This window comes from Absiella sp. AM29-15, assembly GCF_003434225.1.
Taxonomy (GTDB): domain Bacteria; phylum Bacillota_I; class Bacilli_A; order Erysipelotrichales; family Erysipelotrichaceae; genus Hoskinsella; species Hoskinsella hominis.
The window spans coordinates 29,442-51,214 of sequence record NZ_QVFL01000001.1 but is presented as its reverse complement, the minus strand read 5'-3'; the positions used below and the strand labels follow the sequence as shown (position 1 = coordinate 51,214).

Annotated in this window: 26 protein-coding genes and 1 riboswitch; of the genes, 20 read left to right on the top strand and 6 right to left on the bottom strand. The window is 35.1% G+C overall.

Translation table 11 applies throughout. The features are described from left to right. Positions 1-140 precede the first annotated feature (140 nt). From DW761_RS00270 to DW761_RS00260, 3 genes are all read right to left on the bottom strand, one after another. Positions 141-458: a hypothetical protein gene (locus tag DW761_RS00270; RefSeq protein WP_032519056.1), complete on the bottom strand. Its 318-nt coding sequence runs from the start codon at positions 456-458 to the stop codon at positions 141-143. Continuing rightward, positions 455-679, bottom strand: coding sequence for a helix-turn-helix transcriptional regulator (locus DW761_RS00265; protein WP_004613729.1), 225 nt, complete (start codon positions 677-679; stop codon positions 455-457). Before DW761_RS00265 ends, DW761_RS00270 begins: the two co-directional genes overlap by 4 nt. 242 nt (positions 680-921) lie before the next feature. Beyond that, positions 922-1,593, bottom strand: coding sequence for a helix-turn-helix domain-containing protein (locus DW761_RS00260; protein WP_117516075.1), 672 nt, complete (start codon positions 1,591-1,593; stop codon positions 922-924). 538 nt (positions 1,594-2,131) lie between these two features. Between DW761_RS00260 and DW761_RS00255 the strand changes: the two genes are divergently transcribed. The 3 genes from DW761_RS00255 to DW761_RS00245 all read left to right on the top strand — a co-directional run bounded on the left by DW761_RS00255 (position 2,132) and on the right by DW761_RS00245 (position 4,617). Further along, positions 2,132-3,142 carry a replication initiation factor domain-containing protein gene (locus DW761_RS00255; protein WP_117516074.1) on the top strand — a complete coding sequence of 337 codons (1,011 nt, stop codon included), beginning with the start codon at positions 2,132-2,134 and terminating at the stop codon, positions 3,140-3,142. Continuing rightward, a complete protein-coding gene (locus DW761_RS00250; protein ID WP_002607397.1) occupies positions 3,142-3,345 on the top strand; it encodes an excisionase in 204 nt (67 codons plus the stop codon). The genes DW761_RS00255 and DW761_RS00250 overlap by 1 nt, the downstream gene beginning before the upstream one ends. Before the next feature lie 78 nt (positions 3,346-3,423). Next, positions 3,424-4,617, top strand: a complete 1,194-nt coding sequence (locus DW761_RS00245) for a site-specific integrase (RefSeq protein ID WP_117516073.1) — start codon at positions 3,424-3,426, stop codon at positions 4,615-4,617. A 146-nt stretch (positions 4,618-4,763) separates the two neighbouring features. Here DW761_RS00245 and DW761_RS00235 read toward each other — a convergent pair whose 3' ends face one another. The 3 genes from DW761_RS00235 to DW761_RS00225 are packed head-to-tail and all read right to left on the bottom strand — an operon-like array spanning position 4,764 to position 6,293. Continuing rightward, complete coding sequence (locus tag DW761_RS00235; RefSeq protein WP_117516072.1) at positions 4,764-5,057, bottom strand: hypothetical protein; 294 nt, start codon at positions 5,055-5,057, stop codon at positions 4,764-4,766. A gap of 11 nt (positions 5,058-5,068) precedes the next feature. Then, positions 5,069-5,533, bottom strand: a complete 465-nt coding sequence (locus DW761_RS00230) for a DUF4358 domain-containing protein (protein ID WP_158553717.1) — start codon at positions 5,531-5,533, stop codon at positions 5,069-5,071. A gap of 1 nt (position 5,534) precedes the next feature. Then, positions 5,535-6,293: a GDSL-type esterase/lipase family protein gene (locus DW761_RS00225; protein WP_117516070.1), complete on the bottom strand. Its 759-nt coding sequence runs from the start codon at positions 6,291-6,293 to the stop codon at positions 5,535-5,537. Positions 6,294-6,480: 187 nt separating this feature from the next. Here DW761_RS00225 and DW761_RS00220 point away from each other — a divergent pair, with 187 nt between their 5' ends. The 17 genes from DW761_RS00220 to DW761_RS00140 all read left to right on the top strand — a co-directional run bounded on the left by DW761_RS00220 (position 6,481) and on the right by DW761_RS00140 (position 21,710). After that, complete coding sequence (locus tag DW761_RS00220; RefSeq protein WP_158553716.1) at positions 6,481-7,758, top strand: tetratricopeptide repeat protein; 1,278 nt, start codon at positions 6,481-6,483, stop codon at positions 7,756-7,758. Between the two features lie 361 nt (positions 7,759-8,119). Beyond that, positions 8,120-8,239, top strand: a riboswitch (SAM-I-IV-variant riboswitch). A gap of 43 nt (positions 8,240-8,282) precedes the next feature. After that, on the top strand, positions 8,283-9,380 hold the full coding sequence (gene metK, locus DW761_RS00215; RefSeq protein WP_117451447.1) for a methionine adenosyltransferase: 1,098 nt from the start codon (positions 8,283-8,285) through the stop codon (positions 9,378-9,380). Positions 9,381-9,550: 170 nt separating this feature from the next. Beyond that, positions 9,551-10,285 (top strand): GntR family transcriptional regulator, encoded by a 735-nt coding sequence (locus tag DW761_RS00210; protein WP_117451449.1) that lies wholly within the window; start codon positions 9,551-9,553, stop codon positions 10,283-10,285. Positions 10,286-10,484: 199 nt separating this feature from the next. Beyond that, positions 10,485-11,216: an amidohydrolase family protein gene (locus tag DW761_RS00205; protein WP_117516068.1), complete on the top strand. Its 732-nt coding sequence runs from the start codon at positions 10,485-10,487 to the stop codon at positions 11,214-11,216. A 13-nt stretch (positions 11,217-11,229) separates the two neighbouring features. Further along, positions 11,230-11,697 (top strand): PTS system mannose/fructose/N-acetylgalactosamine-transporter subunit IIB, encoded by a 468-nt coding sequence (locus tag DW761_RS00200; RefSeq protein WP_117451451.1) that lies wholly within the window; start codon positions 11,230-11,232, stop codon positions 11,695-11,697. A 22-nt stretch (positions 11,698-11,719) separates the two neighbouring features. After that, complete coding sequence (locus DW761_RS00195) at positions 11,720-12,475, top strand: PTS mannose/fructose/sorbose/N-acetylgalactosamine transporter subunit IIC (RefSeq protein ID WP_117516067.1); 756 nt, start codon at positions 11,720-11,722, stop codon at positions 12,473-12,475. A 5-nt stretch (positions 12,476-12,480) separates the two neighbouring features. Then, complete coding sequence (locus tag DW761_RS00190; RefSeq protein WP_117451455.1) at positions 12,481-13,299, top strand: PTS system mannose/fructose/sorbose family transporter subunit IID; 819 nt, start codon at positions 12,481-12,483, stop codon at positions 13,297-13,299. A gap of 18 nt (positions 13,300-13,317) precedes the next feature. Beyond that, positions 13,318-14,037, top strand: coding sequence for an amidohydrolase family protein (locus DW761_RS00185; RefSeq protein ID WP_117516066.1), 720 nt, complete (start codon positions 13,318-13,320; stop codon positions 14,035-14,037). Positions 14,038-14,041: 4 nt separating this feature from the next. Further along, positions 14,042-15,025 (top strand): hypothetical protein, encoded by a 984-nt coding sequence (locus tag DW761_RS00180; RefSeq protein ID WP_117516065.1) that lies wholly within the window; start codon positions 14,042-14,044, stop codon positions 15,023-15,025. Beyond that, positions 15,018-15,812 (top strand): BtpA/SgcQ family protein, encoded by a 795-nt coding sequence (locus tag DW761_RS00175; protein ID WP_117516064.1) that lies wholly within the window; start codon positions 15,018-15,020, stop codon positions 15,810-15,812. Before DW761_RS00180 ends, DW761_RS00175 begins: the two co-directional genes overlap by 8 nt. Position 15,813: 1 nt before the next feature. Next, a complete protein-coding gene (locus DW761_RS00170; RefSeq protein ID WP_117451462.1) occupies positions 15,814-16,209 on the top strand; it encodes a PTS sugar transporter subunit IIA in 396 nt (131 codons plus the stop codon). A 185-nt stretch (positions 16,210-16,394) separates the two neighbouring features. Then, positions 16,395-17,705 carry an ATP-binding protein gene (locus DW761_RS00165; RefSeq protein ID WP_117516063.1) on the top strand — a complete coding sequence of 437 codons (1,311 nt, stop codon included), beginning with the start codon at positions 16,395-16,397 and terminating at the stop codon, positions 17,703-17,705. Positions 17,706-17,720: 15 nt separating this feature from the next. Continuing rightward, positions 17,721-18,677: a D-2-hydroxyacid dehydrogenase gene (locus DW761_RS00160; RefSeq protein WP_233512986.1), complete on the top strand. Its 957-nt coding sequence runs from the start codon at positions 17,721-17,723 to the stop codon at positions 18,675-18,677. Positions 18,678-18,794: 117 nt separating this feature from the next. Beyond that, positions 18,795-19,418 carry an RDD family protein gene (locus DW761_RS00155; protein WP_233509515.1) on the top strand — a complete coding sequence of 208 codons (624 nt, stop codon included), beginning with the start codon at positions 18,795-18,797 and terminating at the stop codon, positions 19,416-19,418. Positions 19,419-19,497: 79 nt separating this feature from the next. Next, positions 19,498-20,292 (top strand): HAD family hydrolase, encoded by a 795-nt coding sequence (locus DW761_RS00150; protein ID WP_117516061.1) that lies wholly within the window; start codon positions 19,498-19,500, stop codon positions 20,290-20,292. A 78-nt stretch (positions 20,293-20,370) separates the two neighbouring features. Next, complete coding sequence (locus DW761_RS00145) at positions 20,371-20,790, top strand: hypothetical protein (protein WP_117451470.1); 420 nt, start codon at positions 20,371-20,373, stop codon at positions 20,788-20,790. Positions 20,791-20,807: 17 nt separating this feature from the next. Next, entirely contained in the window at positions 20,808-21,710 is a 903-nt protein-coding gene (locus DW761_RS00140) for a homocysteine S-methyltransferase family protein (protein ID WP_199485562.1), read from the top strand. The last annotated feature ends 63 nt before the right edge of the window (positions 21,711-21,773 follow it).

The following is a 21,773-nucleotide window of genomic DNA, read 5'->3' as shown; positions in this document are numbered from 1 at the left end:
AACTCCTTTCAAGATTATTGGAAGTTATCTCCCTCTTTTATTATAATTTTTTTCAATCTAATTGTAAAGTATTTCTTACTATTTGTATTAAAAAATCGTGCCTGTTTTTTAACACGGAAAACAAGCACGAAAAATATTCATCATTCAATCTTCTTATATATCAAGATTGCAACAACTTGTATCGTTAATACAATATTATATATCCATTGTACACCATTAGCCATACTATAAAAATCCATAGGTGTTCGCATAGAAAGTTTCGCAAAAACATTGACAAGAATAATAAATGCAATCGTCGAGATAATACTTGCTTTGCCGATAATTGCCCGTCCTCTTTCATCTCGTGATGTTTTCAAAAAGAATAGTACAATTACAGCAATAGTAATAGGAACGCAGTAATATGTTCCTATTACAAGTATTGTTTTATTATTGATAATCGACTCAAACAATTCTATCATTTTTCTGCCTCCTCAAAGTCAAATAAATCTTCAATCGCTACATCAAATACTTTCGCAATGCTATATGCCAACAACATGGACGGATTATATCGGTTTCTTTCAAGCTGTATAATTGTTTGCCGAGATACTCCAACAAGGTCAGCGAGTTCCTGTTGGCTCATTCGTTTTGTAGCTCTATAAATATGTATCTTGCTGTCAAAAGAATACTTTTGCTTTGCCATTTAGCCACCGCCTTATTTTAAATTCATCTTATTATAACATATTCCTTACTTTTTGTGCGAAATTATTGTAATACCAGTGTTGGTATTATCTGATTTGCCATAAAGCAGATTATATCCCTTTCTTCCTCTTGATTACCCACCACAGAAAAGAAAAAGCCCTGTCAAGAGCCTTGCCACCATTGGTGGTGCTTTGCACTCTTTACTGGGCTTTTTGTTTGCTGTATCTTTCATGCAAGAGGAAATTAAAGACCTCTGTTCCATTTCGCCTTTAGATAATCTTCATAGTCTGCCTCATTAAAGTCTACTTGTGGAGAAGTATTAGGAATGTTTTTTCTATTGTCAATATCCGCAAGTTGACGGAATATCCAGTCATCATAAGGGTTGTGATATTTATACTCTTTGGGCTGTTCTCTGTATCGGTCTAATCCTCGCATTTCCTTATGTACTTTCATCATACGTTCTATTTTTTGACGCTGTATCAACTGTTTGATTTCCATAAGTTCTTCCACTTCTACAACCTCATTAGAAAGATAATTGCTGATGTATCTAATCAATATGGTTTCCATGTAAAATCTGTATTCTTTTTCATCATTGAAAAACTCATTTTCAGACAGATAATCTAAGGAAACATTGAAGTCCTGTTCCCGTTTGATAATATCCATGATATATGGCTCGGTATGGTCGATATATTTCCATTCCCCCGATAATAATTCATTGGGCGTTACACCCAGCACGTCCATTATCTTTTCCAGCGTATCAAAGGTAGGATAATTCACACCACGTTCAATCTTGGAAAGGCTCTGCATATTGATACCGATTTTGTCCGCAAGTTCCTGTTGTTTCATTCCTCTGTGTTTTCTTATGGTCTGTATGTTCTCTCCTAAGAAACTGATTTTCTTTATATAACCCTCCATAACTTAGTATAATCGCTCCTTTCGTTGCTTTTATCATCACTTATAAGCATATCATACTTAATATATATCTAAAAGTCAACAAAAACTTCTTGACAAGTAATTCTAATGGCGTTATTATCGTATCAGATAGAGTGATTAAGCACGATAAGGTCAATCACACGCTTGAGTAAGCATAGAAAAGATATATTTTCACTTTGATAGCATGAATAGGCATGGACTATCAGACAGAAAATAGTGGTTTCCAAAAGGGGCTGGCTGAACGGGGCACGTCCCCCAGACGTGTTTCGGACAGGCAGTTCCTTTTGGAAAGGGAACGCCTTTAGGCGTTCGCAGAGGGCGTATATGTAACACCGCCCTGCGCATACATGTCATAGTACCTAGAAACTGTGATAAATAAAGGACAAAACGCTATTTTTACCCCGCAAAAAAACGGGGCATACGAAAGGAGTAATGCACTATAACTACACACAAAAATTTATCCGTTAAGATTGATTACATCAGCATTGTATTTGATACTGTAACCGCAGAAGATGTTATCATGCACATTTTAGGTTTACCGACTGACATTTTCAATGTCTATTCGGCAAGCGTTAAATTCAAGACCTATCAAGCACGCTGGCAGATTGGAGATATTTATGTATCGGGGGACGCAAGAAAAACAGAGGACAACCCACAAGGGTTAGGCTGTTATCTTGTTATGACTGGCAGAGGTTGTGATGATATTTTCCGTATTCTCGACAGTAGGAATTATACCTTTGGGGATATGTTCCGACGTTGCGAGCGAAGATACGGACTGGATAACTTCCATTTCACAAGACTTGATATTGCCATTGATGATAGGAACGAAAAGCCATTCTTTACCATAGAGCAGATAAAGAAGAAATGCGAAAAAGAGGAATTTATCTCCAATAGTGAGGGCTACCACTTTGATGAAAGCAAGTTTGACGATTTCGACACCGCAAAGACTGTTTATATCGGTGCTGGAAAATCTGGATTATCCTACCGCTTTTATGATAAGGATAAGGAAGTCTGTTCAAAACATAATAAGACGCTTGAGGAAGTCGGCAGTTGGAAACGAACAGAAATGCAACTGCGTGATGATAAGGCTCATGTTTTTGCCATGACATTTAAGGACAGACCGCTGGAACTTGGGGAACTGGCTTTCGGGCTACTGGCAAACAACCTACGCTTTGTCGTGCCAAACAGAAACGAAAGTAATAAAAGCAGGTGGAAAACGTGTCGATTTTGGGAACGCTTTTTAGGGGCTGTGGAGGTCTTGAAACTGCAAGTACCAAAACAGCAAAATTCCCTTGAGGAAACACAGCAATGGCTCACAGAGGGTGGCGTGATTTCCGCTGTCAAAAGTTTTTATTTCTTAGAAGAACATGACGCATTAGGTGGACTGAAAAAAGTAGGAACTATGCTTGATAAGGCAAGATACAGCAATTCCCTTTCCAGTAAATTAACCGCCCATTTACAGAGGATAAACCGCACCGACCTTATCCCCTATATCCAGTATGACACGAAACATGGGAAAGGGGGTATCTGATGAATAACAACGATATTCCCGTATGGGAAAAATACACCCTTACCATTGAAGAAGCGTCAAAGTATTTCCGTATCGGAGAAAACAAGTTAAGACGATTGGCAGAGGAAAACAAGGACGCTGGCTGGCTCATTATGAATGGCAACCGCATACAGATTAAACGCCGACAGTTTGAACAGGTCATTGACAAATTGGACGCTATCTAGTGCAAATGAGCCTTGTATGTGTTATGATGAACACAAGTCATATCAAGGCTCTTTCCAACAAGGAAAGGAGCAGACACCATGAAAGAAAAAAGACGGGATAACAAAGGACGTATCCTGCATACTGGAGAGAGCCAACGAACAGACGGGAAATACTTATATAAATATGTGGACGCATTTGGAAACACAAAATATGTGTATGCTTGGAGATTGACACCCACAGACCCGACACCAAAGGGAAAACGGGAAAAACTCTCACTTCGAGAACTGGAACAGCAGATAAGACGGGATATTGAGGACGGTATCGACAGCACAGGCAAGAAAATGACGCTTTGCCAACTCTATGCCAAACAGAACGCACAGAGGGCAAATGTGAAGAAAAGCACAATGAAACAACGGAAACAACTCATGCGGTTATTGAAAGAGGACAAGTTAGGTGCTAGGAGCATTGATACAATCAAACCCTCTGACGCTAAAGAATGGGCGTTACGCATGAAAGACAAAGGCTTTTCCTACAATACCATTAACAACCATAAACGCTCGTTAAAAGCGTCATTCTATATCGCCATACAAGACGATTGTGTAAGGAAAAACCCTTTTGATTTCAAGTTAAGTGAAGTCCTAGAAAATGATACCAAAGAGAAAGTCGCATTGACAGAGGAACAGGAACAAGCCTTATTGTCATTTATTAAGACGGACAATGTGTATCACAAGCATTATGATGATGTGCTGATACTGTTAAAAACAGGACTTCGTATCTCGGAACTGTGCGGACTGACAGTAGCCGATATTGATTTCAAGAATGAAGTTGTGATTATCGACCACCAGTTACTAAAGAGCAAGGAACAAGGCTATTATATTGAAACGCCTAAGACGAAAAGCGGAATAAGGCAAGTACCATTAAGCAGAGAAACGATACAGGCATTTCAACGGGTTATGAAGAAACGCCCAAAGGCAGAACCATTTGTGATAGACGGACGGGGCAATTTCCTATTTGTCAATCATAAAGGCAAGCCCAAAGTTGCGATTGATTACAACGCCTTATTTGTCCGTATGGTAAAGAAATACAACAAGCACCACAAAGACAATCCCTTGCCACATATCACACCGCATACGCTACGCCATACGTTCTGCACAAGGCTGGCAAGCAAGAACATGAACCCAAAAGATTTACAGTATATCATGGGGCATTCAAACATTAGTATCACAATGAATTGGTACGCTCATGCGTCCATAGATACCGCAAAATCAGAGGTTCAGCGTCTAATTGCATAGAAGTATTTACCACGATTTTAACCACGTTTGATAGAGAAAATATAAGAAGATAGACCTAGATATGTGAGGTTTACCACAAAAGCAAAATGCCCGTAGAGCCGATAAAATAAGGCTTTGCGGACATTTAAGAAGATATAAAAAGATAGTCAAAAAGACATATATAATTTTAGAAGAAACAATAGAAACAAATTAATCACAATGATTTCCACAAGTATATACTTACGTTTTCTGTCTTGTTTCTTTTGCATATATAAAGCCATGATATAGTTAAATATCGTAAGCAATATCAATAGTATAATATATACAGGCTCGCCCCAGGCATAAAAGATCAAACTGGCCACAATGAGTAAGATAGATTTATATTTTTTTGGTGTAATGGTATAGAGAATCAATAGACAGGGTAGAAGGAAAAAGATAAATATGTAATTTTGAAATGCCATAAATTCCCCTCCTAAAATAATTGATAAATCTTATTTTTTAAAGTTGCTGCCTGTTCATCTACCATCAAAAAGATGAATGGTCCTTTTTGAAAAATAAAGCCTTTTTGTATCAAATCACTTTGTCGCTGTCCATACCCCTTAAAACTTTGCATTTTATCCTGCATACGTTTTTCTAGTTTATCATAAATAGCTTTTTGTTTATTCTCGTCTGTTTCATAAAATACACTAAGTTCTTCAGCTTCCATTGTGGAAGGATGTTTATAGATAACAGCACTCTGATAATCTTCTTTATTTAAATGGTAATATTTTCGTATAAACTTTGTATCCTCGTGTTCATACTTTGATGCTTTGCTATAGGATTCTATAATGGAAGAAACCTGTTTCATGGATACGGTTTTATCTACATTTGTAAAAGGTAAAATTAACAATAAAATCATACATCCAAATTCTAACAATAATCGAAATTTATTCAACATATTAAATTCCTGCCGTTTCTGCCATATGGGAAAGCCATAGTGGATAAAATGCATATTTGGGATGTATTCCATCTCTTTCATAACGATCCCCGCTGCCATCAATTAAAGAATCGTTACTGATATAAGTGATATGCATTTCTTTACACATAGATTTTAAAGCTGTGTTAAATGCCTTATCTTTTCGCATATTGTGATCTGTAGCATAACCATTTTCATTCATTGGAATAATGGAATTAATGTATATCTTTGTATCCGGAAGTTGTTTCTGAATTGTTGTCACAAGTTTTTTATATTGATTGATAAAGCGCTGTGCATTTCCTCTACAATAAAGCAGATCATTCATGCCAAAGCTTAAAAATACTTTATCTGGTGAAAGAGAGATTGCGGATTGTATTTCTGTATCACAATTATCTGTACGTTTTCCACGTGAAGCAAGTACGATGTTTTGTGGCAAAAGACGATAGTCTAAAAATGCTTCAGATAAAGAATCCCCCAGAATTACCGTGTTTTTGAATCGGCTAGACATTGGAAGATTGGACTTTATAGCACTTTGTCTTTTCTTTTCTTCTATTTGTTTCCCCACCTTTTGTACATGTGAAGTAACATCATTTAAATCTTTATGACTTACAGCATGAAGCTTGGATAATCCATTTTTTAAATCTTCATCTGATTTTGTTTCGATATGTTGATGAATAAAAAATAAACTTAACGGAAAACATAAGGCGATAAAAAATAAATATCTGACGAATTTTCTCATCATAAACAACACCACGCATTCTACACTTAAATTATACTTCTTTTTTGCGATTTTATATTTAAAATTAAGGGGATTTAAGAAAAAAACTGAAAATCAAACAAATATGTTAGAAAAGCTGACTTTTATTATTTTTTTCTATATAATGTAAACAAGAAAAAGGTAAATGTATAGAATAAAGGAGGAGAATGAAATGGGACAATTTTTTTCAGATAAAACCGAACAGGCATTCGATTTGATCTGGATGCAATTTGATAAAACAAAACAACAGGAAGGAAAACGTTTGTTGGAAGAGGCAGTCGCTGAAGGTGATCCGGAAGCATATTGTTTTCTTGCCAGAACCTACATGGGATTTCAGTATGTATGGGAATATGCAGGATTTGAAGAATCTGATGAAAAAGCAGATGAGTTGTTATTGGAAGGTATTTCAAGAGGCAGTATGTTATGTATTTTGATAGCAAAACGTTGTGGATTAATGAATGAGGAAATCGAGGCAAGAATGCCGTATACCTTAAAAGAAGCACGTGATCAAGTATTGGAATGGGCCCAAGCAGGGCATCCGTTCGCGCAATACGTGATAGGTAATACATATTATTTTCAGGATTATATAGATATCGATGAGATAGATGTATTAAACACATTCAGTTCTCAAGAAGATTTAGACACAAAATCAGCACAACTGGCATTACCATGGCTGGCAAAAGCCGTAGGTGCAGGTTATACACATTGCGCGAATAATTTATACAATTTATTCAGTGGTTCTGAAGGATTGCCAAAAAACAGGGATGCACAGGTTCAGATTATTAAATTCTGTGTAGAAAAAGGTAATCCAAAATGGGAACAGGATTATGGAGAATATTATGATGAATTAGAAGATTATGATACATCTTTCCAATATTTCTTACGTTCTGCTCAGCATGGATATCTAAAAGCATACTATGATGTAGGATATGCATATGAACATGGACGTGGTGTTCCTATTGATATGAAAAAAGCCGCAGAAGCCTATGAAATTGCCGCTAAGGATGGTTCTAATGTATCCGCATGTTTATTGGGAATTATGTTGTTAAATGGCAATCGTGATATCACAAAAGATGAAACAACAGGTTTTGCATGGGTAAAAAAAGCAGCTGAAAACAAGCATATGTCCGCATATCCACATTATGGAAGATGTCTTTTAAGAGGCATTGGAACTGCCGCAGATCCAAATAAAGGTTTCCAGTATTTACAAGAAGCTTATCAGTATCATAAAGAAAATATTCAAAATAATATTTCACCATTCTCTACTGTTGTTATGGTAGAAATGTTTAATGGACTTGGTGATGCTTATATGTTAGGGCTTGGTACGGAAGTAAACTACAATGAGGCCGTACGTTATTATCAGGCAGTATCTGGTAAGAGTGATTACACAGATGCACAATTAAAGAAATTTAAGAAATCCTTATTTGGTGGATATAAGCTAAGAGGATAATATAGAATCAGACGATATTAATGAAGTATTTATAGATTATATACATCCTCTACTTAATCTGTCAATGACATCATCAGATTTAGAAAATATTGTGAAAACAGGAATGATGATATGGAATGATGGGCTTTTAGAAAAATCCCAGTTAGAGTAATATAAAGATAATGGTTATATAAAAATCATGAGAGAACGTAAAATAAATGAATTTTCAGCTTTTCATCAATACATTGAAAGCTGTTAACTAGTTGAAAACCAATGATTATCCTGCAAGTTGAAAATCAGACAATCGGTGTTTTCAAAATGATTGTAATATTTTTTGCGAAAAGAGTTGCCAAATAGCTTGGCGTGTGTTTTAATATAAGAGCCTTTTTATCAAGAGTTGGGTTAGAGAGTTAGCTCGCAGCCCACGCCAACCTGTATGAAGCATCATATAAGGTGGTACTGCTAACAACGATAAGAGAATAGTTCAACTAAGATTGCCTTCTCTTATTGAGGAGGCTTTTTATATGTGTAAAGGAGATTAAAACATGAAGGATTATTTATTTACAAGTGAAAGTATTACAGAAGGACACCCAGATAAAATCTGTGATCAGATTGCGGACAGTATTTTAGATGAAGCATTACGTCAGGATCCAGAAAGTAAAATGGCAGTAGAAGCAACCATTAAAGATGATTTTGTATTGGTTTATGGAGAAGCAAATACAAAAGCTGTTATTGATTACGAAAAGATTGCGAAAGATGTGATCAAAGAAATTGGCTATACCGAAGATTATACGGTTATGACAAAAGTAAATAAACAGTCATCTGAAATTAACCATGCAGTTGTATGGGAAGATGGTGAAATTGGTGCAGGTGATCAGGGGATCATGTTTGGATATGCATGTGATGATACAGAAAACTACATGCCTGCCGCTATTGATTATGCACACCAGTTAGCAAAACGTTTAAGTGATGTAAGAAGAAAAAGTGATATCTTATTACCAGATGGAAAAACGCAGGTAACAGTAGAATATGAAGATGATAAAATCAAACGTATCGATACAATCGTTGTTTCTACACAACATGTCGCAAGTGCTACACAGGAAGAAATCGCAGAATTAGTAATGAAAGAAGTTATCAATCCAGTCATTAATGATGATTTAGTCGATGAAGATACAATTTATCTGATCAATCCAAGTGGATCATTTGTCGTAGGTGGATCTTTTGGTGACAGTGGTACAACAGGAAGAAAAATCGTATGTGATACATATGGCGGTATGGGAAGAATCGGTGGAGGATGCTTCTCAAGTAAAGACCCTAGTAAGGTAGATCGTAGTGCAGCATATTATTGTCGTTATGTGGCAAAGAATATTGTTGCGGCAGGACTTGCCAGCAAATGTGAAGTACAGGTAGCATATGCAATCGGTAAAGTAAAACCAGTATCTATTATGGTGGATACATTTGGTACTGGCACAAAGAGTGATGCGGAAATCTTAGATATCATCAAAGAAAACTTTAGCTTTGAAGTAAAAGATATCATTGATGAATTAGATTTAAAGAAACCAATCTACAAACAAACAGCATGTTATGGTCACTTTGGCAGACCAGAATTTACATGGGAAAAGATTATTGATTTAAAGTACTAGATTATAAAATAAGTCATAGCAGGTGTTTTATATGCTATGGCTTTTTTTGTTGATTACTGTTTTTTTATATGTAGTTCTGTTTATTTAACAAGATGTTATATCATGTAGTGTTTATTTTTATGACATGTTATGTTATAGTGTAAGTGTCATATGGAAAGGGGAAAGCTTTTATGCAGAAACAGAAAAAAGATGCGCCATTATATTTACAGATTTATAAAGAACTGCAAAAACGCATTGAAAATGGTGTGTATAAAGAAAATGAATTAATACCTTCTGAATCCTCTCTACAGGCTGAATTTAATGTCAGTCGTATAACAATTCGCAGATCTCTGCAAGATCTTGAACTAGCTGGTTTCATAAAAATCAGAAAAGGAAAAGGGGCGATTGTACAGCCAATGAGAAAATACTCAGACTTAGTTGGCGTAAGCAGTTTCTCTCAGGAAGCAAGAGAAGCTGGAGAACGTCCATCATCTATTATTTTGGAATTTGAGGAAACAAAAGCAACTGGTATTGTATGTGATTATCTTCAGCTTGAGGAAGGTGCAGATATATATCGACTAAAACGGCTAAGGTTGAAAAATGGCCGAATTATTGGTATGAATGAGCAATTTATATCCCGTGATACTGGTGTTGTCATACATGGTGAAGAATTAAACGAGAAAACATCTATTTATGCGTTGTATGAGGAACAGGGATTACATATTGAACGTGCAGTAGAAACCATAGAAGCTGTAATGCCAACACCTAATTTAAGAAAAGAACTGTATATGGATGAAGGAGAACCGCTTTTCCGAAGAGAGAGAATTACTTATGATTATTTGAATAGACCATTAGAATTATCTATTAATTCCTATAAAGCTGATGAGTATAAATATGTAATCACTTTAAAAAAAGAAGAATTATAAAAGCTATCTAGTAATACAACCTAGATAGTTTTTTTATAACAAGTTTATACCTTATAATGGTGAAATTTTAAGAAAACGTTATCAATTTTAATAAAATATGTAAAAATATGATATATTATGTTGACAAACTTGATATGATAAGTTATTATACAGATGTAACATGTTATATCAAGATGAAATGCTGATAGGAGGAGATAATTTGAAATATTATGACATTCATTCTCATTTGGGAAAAACTAGTTCTGGAGAAGAAAATACGCCAACAGAGCTGGTTGAAGATTTGAAAAAACATGGAATCACAAAAGTTGGTATCAGCTGTTTATCTGGTATATCCACACGGTATCAAAATGATTTTATCTATAAAGCAATGTGTGAATATCCAGACATAATTGAAGGATATGCTTTCATTAATCCAAAAGATCCAAAAGCATTGGAAGAAATTGATTTGTGTTTAGGAACTTATCATATGAAAGCAGTAAAGTTTCACTCATGGAAGCATGGGTATTATCCTGATAACTCGCCTGCTTTAGATGGACTTCTTGATAAAATTGAAACATATGGCGTTCATGTGCAGACACATGTAGGAACTGCACCGATTTCTAATCCATACGTCTGGGCAGAATATGCAAAAAAACATCCAAATCTGCGCTTTGTATTTACACATATCGGATATTATGAATTTGGTATGTCTACGATTATGGCAGTTAAAGATTTAGATAATGTGTGGGTAGAAACAAGTGGTCAAATGGATACAAGAGTGTTAAAAACAGCAATTGATGTATTAGGTTCAAAACGAGTATGTTTTGGAACAGACTGGCCATATAAACCAGTAAATATAGAAATCAGCAAGTTTGAAGAATTAGGCTTAAGTGAAGAACAGCTGGAAGATATCTTCTATAAAAATGCTGAATATCTATGGATAAAAAAATAAGGAGGAACATTTTATGAATATTACTACATTCCGTATTGATGATCGTTTAATTCATGGACAGGTTGTTACTGCATGGATTGCTCATTCTGATGCAAAACAGATTTTGGTATGTGATGATGCTGCAGCAAAAGATACACTTCAACAATCATTATTGAAGATGGCAACACCTAAAAACGTGAAGCTGATCATTAAAAATTTAGAAGAAGCAAAGCAGATGATTGAAACAGATACATCAGATACAAAAACTTTATTATTAGTAAGAGGGCCAAAACAGGCACTATATCTGATTGATAGTTGTAAAGATGTAAAGAGTATTAATGTTGGAAATATCAATATGAAAAAAGGAAAAAGAAAAATTCTTGGCAACTGCTGGTTGAATGAGGAAGAAGAAGCTGATATCCGCAAACTGGCAGAAAAAGTTGAAGTAGAAGTTCGTGCAGTACCTAATGAACAGAAAAAAATTCTAGTTCATTTACTATAAAAGAAAGGAAAGGGATAAAATTATGAGTTTATTTTTACAGGCATTGCTTGTGGCAGTTGCTGTAACGATTGCATTTATTGATGCACATACAACACAGACACATATTTTCCGTCCAATATTTATAGGACCGGTTGTAGGGGCAATTATGGGCGATTTTCAAACAGGACCTCAAGTTGGTGTTACAGTAGAATTGATGTTTCTTGCTGTTATCTTTGTTGGTACAGCAGTTCCACCAAATCCTACTATTTCTACAGCAATCGCTACCGCAGTTGCAATTCTTGGAGGAGGTGGTACAGATTTAGCTGTTGCTACTGCTCTTCCTGTATCATTTATCGGTCAAATTGCTGAAACTGTACAGAACTCTGTTATTAATGTATGGTTTATGCATCGTGCAGAAAATTCAATAGAAAAATTAAATACCAGAGGTCTGGTAATGAATAATATTGTCTATACCATGGCAATGAATGCCTTATTATATGGCGTGCCAACGTTTCTAGCAGTATATTATGGTGCTGATTTTGTAGCAGCAATTATCAAGGCCATTCCTGATAAGATCATCACAGGTTTATCCGTTGGTGGCAACATGGTTGGCGCGGTGGGATTTGCATTGTTATTAAGTTCTATTAAGAATCGAACAATGTGGCCGTTCTTATTCTTAGGCTTCTTCTTTGCAGCATATTTAAAGATCAATATGGTCGGTATCGCATTATTAGCTGTGGTTTTTGCGGCATTATACTTTTACTTTAAATTAGCTGATCAAAGTGAGGGAGAGGAGTAAATCATATGGAAAATAATAAAAAATTAACAAAGAAAGATTTATGGAAAGTATTCTTTGGACAATTGACCATTCGTGGAGCGAATAACTATGAACGTCAACAAAATGCTGGTTTTACCCAAGCAATGATGCCAGTTATTGAAAAAGTTTATGATACAGATGAAGAAAAACTGGAAGCTTATGAACGTCATATGGAGTACTTCTTAACTAATGATATTACCAGTGCCATCCCTGTAGGTATCGCAGCAGCAATGGAAGAAATGCACGCTAATGATCCTGATATGGATCCAGGTGCAATCAATGCAGTAAAAACAGCCCTGATGGGTCCACTTGCTGGCTTGGGAGATTCCTTATTAAATGGTACAGCTCGTCCAATTTTAGCAAGTCTTGCGATTTCCTTAGTGAATGCAAAATTAGGCTGGATTGGCCCAATCTTCTTCGTTATTGGTATGAGTATTGTATCTTTGGGTATTCGATATTTAGGTGTTTTCCAGGGATATAAACAAGGAATTAAACTAGTAGAAAAGATTAATTCAAGTGGATTAATTTCAAAAATAACAGATATTGCGGCAATTGCGGCATACACCATTGTCGGAGGATTTATTCCAGCTTTAGTTGTTATGAATATACCTATTGAAATAGCATCAGGTGATACAGTTATCAAAATTCAGGAAACATTAGATGGTTTAATGCCAGGTGTTCTGGGATTAGCTTACACATTTTTAATGTATTATTTCGTCACAAAGAAAAAGATTTCTGCAGTTAAATTAATTTTTATTACGATGGTTGTCGCAATTCTTGGAGTATATGCAGGTATCTTAGGATAATAAAGGAGGCGTATAGGAATGATTGATATTCATTCTCATATCGAAAAAGAAAATGGCGTATATCTGCTGGAAAAACTTCTAGCAGATATGGATCGCTTTCAGATACAAAAACGAGTAATTTCAGATTTACGGGTAGATGGTATACAGGAAGGAATACAACAGATTGCGGAAGCAGTAAAAACCTATCCTGCGCGTTTGATTGGATGTGCTTTATTGAATCCTTCTCTATCTACAATTATTGAAGATACAAAATTAGCATGTGCAACACCAGAAATACAAATGATAGAATTTAATTCTTATGAACATGGATATGCGCCAGATGATTGTCCTGTTTTAGATGAAGTATTTTCATTGATTCAAGAAAGAAAACTTCCAGTAAAAGTATTTTCTGGTATTGGTGCCAAAGCACTTCCTCATCAATGGGAAATCTATGTAAACAGATATCCAGATATTCCATTTATCTTTCTTCATATGGGGTGCTTTGATTATGGTTATAGCTGTGTTGATATTGTAAAACGAAATGATAATGCATGGATTGAAACCAGTAATCAATATGAAATGCAGATACTAAGAAAAGCATTTCAACAATTACCGGAAAATAAAATTCTGTTTGGAAGTAGTTATCCTGAACGATTTACGAGAAATGCAATTGAAATATTTGATTTATTCCCATTAAGTAAAGATACAAGACAGGCTTATTTTCATGATAATGCAAAACAACTTTTAAGACAGGGGTGAAGTTATGTATGTTGTAGATAAAGAAAAGGCGAGAGCCGCTTTACCAAAAAGTGTGGTGCAGGATTTTGATGATATTGTAACACAAAAAGTATTAGGAGCAAGCACCCATATCAAAATGATTGGCAATATGATTGAGCAGATTGCTTTAGAGTATAAAACAAATGGTAATATAGAAGAAATGATTCAAAGAATCGATGAAGTATGTAACTTTTTTATCGCAACAAGAGGTGAAGCAAGTCAGGCAATTACCAATGCAATTTATCAGATGATAAAAGGTATTCATCATCATACAAATCATGAACAGTCATCTGAAGTTGTACAAGCAATTATTGATGTGAAAGATTCATATGCGAAAAGTAATAAAAAGGCAATTGATCAGGCAGTATCCTATGCTGTGGAAATAGGAAATCGTATGCAGAATATTTTAGTATACGATTATTCAAGTACTGTTGAAGCATTTTTAAGAGGATTGCAGGCTGGTAAGAAAATCTATATCGCAGAAAGCCGCGTTATCAATGGAGGAAAGCCGTTTGTAAAACCTTGTATAGAAGCAGGGCATCAGATTCACTTCATACCTGATGCAAGTTTAATGTATTACATGAAAGAATGTGATGGCGCATTCATGGGTGCTGAATCCATTTATCCCGATGGTACTGGATTTAATACAACTGGGTCAGACATTGTAGGGTTGATATGTGATTATTATAAAAAACCATTATATTTTATATCACCGCTCATAAAACTAGATGTCAGACCAGTATATGGAAAAGAAAAAAAGACTGTAATCAATGATTTAAAGGATAAGTTACAAGATGTGGCAGATCCTGATAATCATAAAGATATTGATTATCATACACCAGAATTACTTGGTGTTTGTCCAGAACATATCAAAGGTTTTATCACTGAAAAGGGGGTAATTCCAAGTATACAGTTATATGATACTGCTATGCAATATATAAAAGAATTAAGAGGTGAAGAAGATGTTTAAACCAAATTGTACTGCATTTGCGATGATACAGCCAAGTCCATTACCTGGTAGTTATCGTCATGTAGATAAAACCATAGATGATATTGTCAAAGAAGTTTTAGATGAAACACAGATGGTTGTAGATAATGGCTTTGATGGTGTAATTCTACAAAATATGAATGATATGCCGATTAAACAAATTGCACCACCTGAAGCAATCGCCTATATGACAAGGATCGCGTTTGAAATTAAACAGCATTACCCTTATCTGGTTCTAGGTATTCTTGTAAATTGGGATGGTGTCGCAAGTCTTGCAGTTGCGGATGCTGTAAATGCAGATTTTGTCAGAGTGGAACATCTATTTACTGGAGCGAATGTGACAAGTGCAGGTATCTTGGAAGGCCAGTGTGTAGAAATTGCACAACTAAGAAAAAGAATACGTTCAAAAGTCCCTGTATATGCAGATATTCAGGAGGTGCATGGCGTACCTCTAGGTGGCAAACCAATTGATGCTGCAGCATGGGAAGCGGTACATGAAGCATTTGCGGATGGATTATTTGTTTCAGGTAAAACAAAACAGGAAAGTCTAGAAATGATACAGGCAGTTAGAAAAAAACTACCTGATACACCTGTTATTTTAGGCGGTGGAGCTACTGGAGATAATATCACAGAATTACTAGAATATTATGATGGTGTATCGGTGGCGACATGGGTAAAAAATGGTGATATGAAAAATCCAATTGACCCAAAACGTGCAGAAATCTTTATGAATGGAGTAAAGTGCGCAAGAGCAAAGAAAGAAGGTTAATATGACAGGACTGATTTTAGTAGGACATGGAAATTTTGCGAGTGGTATGCATAGTGCACTTCGATTATTAAATGGAGAATGTGAAGGACTGGTAAGTATTGACTTTCAAGAAGGAACATCTTTTGAAGATCTTTGCGAACAATTAAATAAAGAAATTGATAAGTTTGAAAATGATAAAGTGATTATCTTAACAGATTTACCTGGTGGTTCTCCATTTAAAGCCGCCGCTTTGGCAACCTTTCAATACGATCATGTAAAGGCATTGACCGGAATCAATTTTCCAGTATTAATGGAAATTGCACTATCCAAAGATTATACAGAGGATATTGATCAATTAATTGCACAAAGTATTGTAAATGCAAGAGAAGCGTTAATGGAAATAAAATTAGAAGCATAATGATCAGGAAGGCAAAGTCCTTCCTTTTTATGTTATAGAAAAAAATGGTGAAAAGGATGATAAAGCATCAGAAAAACATGGGAAAAATAAATAAAAATATTAGAATAACATGTAATTTATATTTATGATGATTGAGAAAAACATGGAATAAGGGTATACTTTAGATAGAAAAGAGATGATAAATCATGCTAAAAAGGAAAATTGAGAGTGATTTAATACAATGGAAAAACCGTAGACATAAACAAGCTTTATTGGTAGAAGGTGCCAGGCAGGTAGGGAAAACAACTTCCATTCGCTCATTCGCAAAACAACATTATGAATCATTTATAGAATTAAACTTTGAGCGAAATCCAAAATTAAAAGATATCTTCATGGATGATTTAGAGCCTAAGACAATTTATATGAATATGTCCGCAATGGGACTAGGTCCAATGAAACCTGGCAAGACGCTCATATTTTTTGACGAAATTCAATCATGTCCACAAGCAAGAACCGCAATAAAATTTCTTGTGGAGGATGGACGTTATGATTTTATAGAATCAGGCTCCTTACTTGGAATCAATTATAAAGATGTATCATCTTATCCCGTTGGCTTTGAAGAACATATAAGGATGCACTCTTTGGATTTTGAAGAGTTTATGTGGGCAAATCATATCGGCGAAGATGTTATCCAAGAATTAAAACAGTGCTTCAAAGATCAACGTCCAGTCCCAGCATTTATACATGATAAAATGATGAAGTTATATTATCAATATCTTATCGTTGGTGGTATGCCTAATGTTGTGAATGAATTTATTGAAACATATGACATTAATGAAGTCATCCGTATACAAAAGGATATTATCGCTTCTTATCGCGATGATATATTAAAGTATGCAGAAGGAAAAAAAGCCAAAGTTAAAGAAATTTTTGAGGCGATTCCAGAACAATTAAATAAAAAAAATCAAAGATTTTACTTCAGCAGCTTAACAGCGGAACCAGCTTTACGAAGCTATGAAGGTGCCATCACATGGCTGAATGATGCTGGTATTGCAAGCATGTGTTGTAATGTTACGCAGCCACAATTACCATTATCGTTTAATCAAAAACGTAATTTGTTTAAATTATTCATATGCGATTCAGGACTTTTAACCGCAATGAGTTATGGTAGGATACAGCCTAATATTTTAAAAGGAGAATTAACAATAAACAATGGAGCTGTTGTGGAAAATGATGTTGCTGCCGGAATATTAAAAAAGGGATTCAATATTTACTATTATGATTGTAAAAAGCCATTACAAATGGAGATTGATTTTTTGATACAATATCAAGGAGGCATATTGCCTATTGAGGTAAAATCAGGGGATGATTATAAAAAGCATCCATCGCTTGATCGATTTATGTCGCAATATGCGGATATGGATCAGGCAATCGTTTTTTGTAAAGGTAATATAGAAAAAGATGGTAAGTTGTTATATTTACCATTATATATGACAGGATTTTTAGAAAATGAATAGAGAGGAATGATCAATATGAAAACATGGGTATTAACAGAATTAACACAGGCACAAAAAGAACGCTTACCAAAGGGATACGAGTATGTATTCTCAAAAGAATTGAACAAAGAAGAAATCAAAGATGTAGAGGTAATCGTAGGACGCCCGCCTTTTGAACTTTTGCCATATGCAAAGAATTTAAAATGGCTACAGCTAGATAGTGCAGGAAGTGAACACTATTGTAAAGCAGGATTATTACCAGAAGGCTGTGTACTAACCAATGCAACAGGCAGCTTCGGTTTGACCATCAGCGAGTATTTGATTTGTACGATCTTAATGTTGATGCGTAATATGAATTTATATGTTAGAAACCAAGAACAGGCAAAATGGCAGATAGAAGGACCTATTTATTCTATCTATGGATCGACATTCTTAATTGTGGGATTGGGCAATCTTGGAATAGAATTTGCGAAACGAATCAAAGCACTGGGTGGTTATACGATAGGAATCAAAAAACACATAGAACAATCTGTAGAATACATTGATCAATTATATACCATGGATCAAATCGAAGATGTATTACCAAAAGCTGATGTTGTCGTTATGGCATTACCTAGTACAGAAGAAACCAGAAAAAGCTTTCATGGAGAATATTTTGATTTAATGAAAGAAACAGCCATCTGGGCAAACGTTGGTCGAGGTGATGTTGTGGAAACAATGGATGTGGTAAATGCAGTAAAAGAAAAGAAAATTTTAGGTGCTGTGCTGGATGTTTGTGATACAGAGCCAATTCCTGCAGATCATCCTATCTGGAAAGAGGAAAATATCATTATCACACCACATATTTCAGGAACATTCCAATTACCAAAAACCAAAGATATCTTTGTGGATATTCTTTGTGAAAATCTGGAAGCTTTTAAAAATGAAGAACCACTTCGTAATATCGTGGACGTGAAAGAAGGGTATCGAAGTTACGCTTTAAAGAAATCATAGCGGTATCACAAATTATAAAAAAAGGACTTGGAATGCGCTTTCATCTGTGGTATACTGTAGTTGCAAGTGGTATAGACCACTAAAAAATACAGGTTATTTAAAGGAGATGTTCAATATATGGAACAATCAATGAAAGACACACAGTCCATTCGTGTAAAATGGTATTTCAAGCTATTTTCTAAATTGGATAATGAACAAACAAACGTAGATATGACAACAAGAGCATTCGCATATATCATTGACTGGGTACTTGGTAGCTTTGTGACTGCATTCCCAACGGTATTTATGTATATGTCTTACACGAAATCTACAGAATTAAATCAAAATCTACTAACTTTCCCTACTATCACTTATGCACTGATCGCAGGTGGATTGAGCCTTCTGTTTGCGATGATTTATTATGTGTATATTCCAGTAAAAGTTCATAAAGGACAGACCTATGGTAAGAAATTTATGGATGTGAAAGTTGTAAAACTTGATGGAAGTGATGTTGATTTTAAGACAATGCTGAAAAGAGAAGTATTAGGAAGATTTCTTTTAGAAGCAAGTCTTGTGGCAGTAGGAAATTATATTTTCCAGATTGTTGTTTTGATCGCACAGGTAAATATTATTTTACCATTAAAATGTGTCAGTTCCGTTTTATGTATCATATCTATTTTGATTGCACTGAAAACCGATTCCAGACGTATGATTCATGATTATGTAGGAAAAACCAAAATTATAAGTACGAAGGAACAGTAAAAAACTGTTTCTTTTTCTTTATCTTGTAAGAAACTGGAAAAAATCCTGTATAATAGTGGATGAAGAAAGAGGTATTGGTATGGAAAAGAAATTTTTATTTTTTGATATTGATGGCACATTAACAACAGGAGGTATGGGAAGCTTTATTCCTGATTCTGCCAGAAATACATTAAAAGCTTTAAAAAAGAACGGTCATGTAGTGGCAATTGCGACTGGAAGACCATATGCGATGAGTAAGGATGTCGCAAAAGATTTAGAAATAGATTCCTTTATTTGTAATGGTGGGAACACCGTTGTTTATGAAGGTGAAAAGATATACAATGAACCTTTGGATCAGGCTCATGTAAAAGAGTTATTAAGAGAATGCATTGCATTTGGATTTCCTTATTGTATATCTCAGGCAGATGATTTCTACTTCCTAACAAAAGATATGAAGGCACTGCCTAAATTAGATAATGACTTTTTAAGTCAGTTTATACAAGAAGCAGATTTTGATCCTGAACACTTAACACAGGTGAAACGTTTAATGATCTATGTAAATAAGGAAGAACAGAAAAAGTTAACTTCTTTCCCTGATTTGGTACCACAGCGATATGATGATGCCTATGTTATGATAGAACCAGATGATAAATTCAAGGGTATCAAAAAAATGATGGAAATTTTAAAAGAACCAATTGAGGATGTTGTGGTATTTGGGGATGGAGAAAATGATATCAAAATGTTTCAACAGGCACCTATGTCGATAGCAGTTGGCAATGCGATTGATGAATTAAAAGCACTAGCAACTTATGTAACAGATCGAAGTGATGAGGATGGTATCCAAAAAGCATGTTTACACTTTGGATGGATATCACCTGAAGATATATCAAAGTAGAAACATGTGTAATTATCGCTGTATGTTTAAGTCATGATCCATATGAGTATATGATGTAAAAGAAAAGGGGAATAGCAGATGGATTTACAAAGTCACAAAGAATTTTTATGGAAGTATAAATTATCTTATGGAGAAACCAGACCAAAGAAAGATGATCCTGAAAAACAGGTATATCCATTTTTGAACAAAATTATAGAAACCGATTTTGCATCATGCGGTACTCAAGAAGTAAAAGATGCCATTGATGCATGTCAAAGTGTAGAAGAAATCTTTGATATTGTTAGTGATGAATGGAAAGATTTTTACTTTTTGGAAGTAAGTAATCACATTGATCAGGAAGAATTTTCTCGTATCTTAAAAAAATTATATGATACCGTTGGAATCACAACGCAGATCTATGAAAAAACATATGCGTTTGAGGCAGAACGTGCCACAGATGAAGTGAAACAGTATTTATATGATCAAGGGGTTTTGAATAAAGAAGCATATACAAAGTAAATAAGAAGGAGATAGAAATGGAACGATGTGTATTAATGGAAGGCGCATTAAAAGAACGCTTAAAAAGGGAGTATCAAATAGAATTCAACGAATTTGTGGATATGGGAGCTTTGATCTATGATACCAAAAGCAAACAAGCATTGAAGGTGTTATGGAATCAATATCTTGATATCGCAAGGCGTTATGATTTAGAAATTCTACTGACGACACCGACGCGCAGAGCTAATAAAGAACGTATTGAAAAAGCTGCATATGATGAACGATTACTAGTGGAAAATGTAAAGTTCTTAAAAGAAGTCGCAAAGGATGCGAAAGCAAAGTCGTATATTGGCGGTTTAATGGGATGCAAAGGGGATGCTTATACTGGGGAAGGCGCATTATCTCAAGAAGAAGCAAAAGCATTCCACAGCTGGCAGGCGAATGCATTAAAAGTGGCAGGTGTTGATTTCTTATATGCTGGTATTATGCCAACTTTACCTGAAGCATGTGGTATGGCACAAGCTTTATCAGACACCGAATTACCATATATTATTAGTTTTACAATCCGTAAAGATGGGAAACTGATAGATGGTACTACCATTCATGATGCGATTGCTTATATTGATGCATGTACATTGAGAAAACCTGCTTGTTATATGAATAATTGTGTTCATCCAGATATCGTTTATGAAGCATTGACACAACCATGTAATCAAAATGAACTCGTGAAAGAGCGTTTTAAAGGAATTCAGGCAAATACCTCTCCATTAGATTATGATCTATTAGATCAAAGTGAAGAACTACAAAGCAGTGATCCAGAAGCATTGGCAAAATCCATGGCTCGTTTAAAAACGTTAGGACTACAGATCTTTGGTGGATGTTGTGGTACAAATGAGCATCATATGGAAGAAATCGCAAAAATAATATCTACAAAGGCGTAAGCAATTACGCTTTTTTCTATCTAAAAAACTACAAGCAATGATAAGCCTGTAGTTTGTATCTGG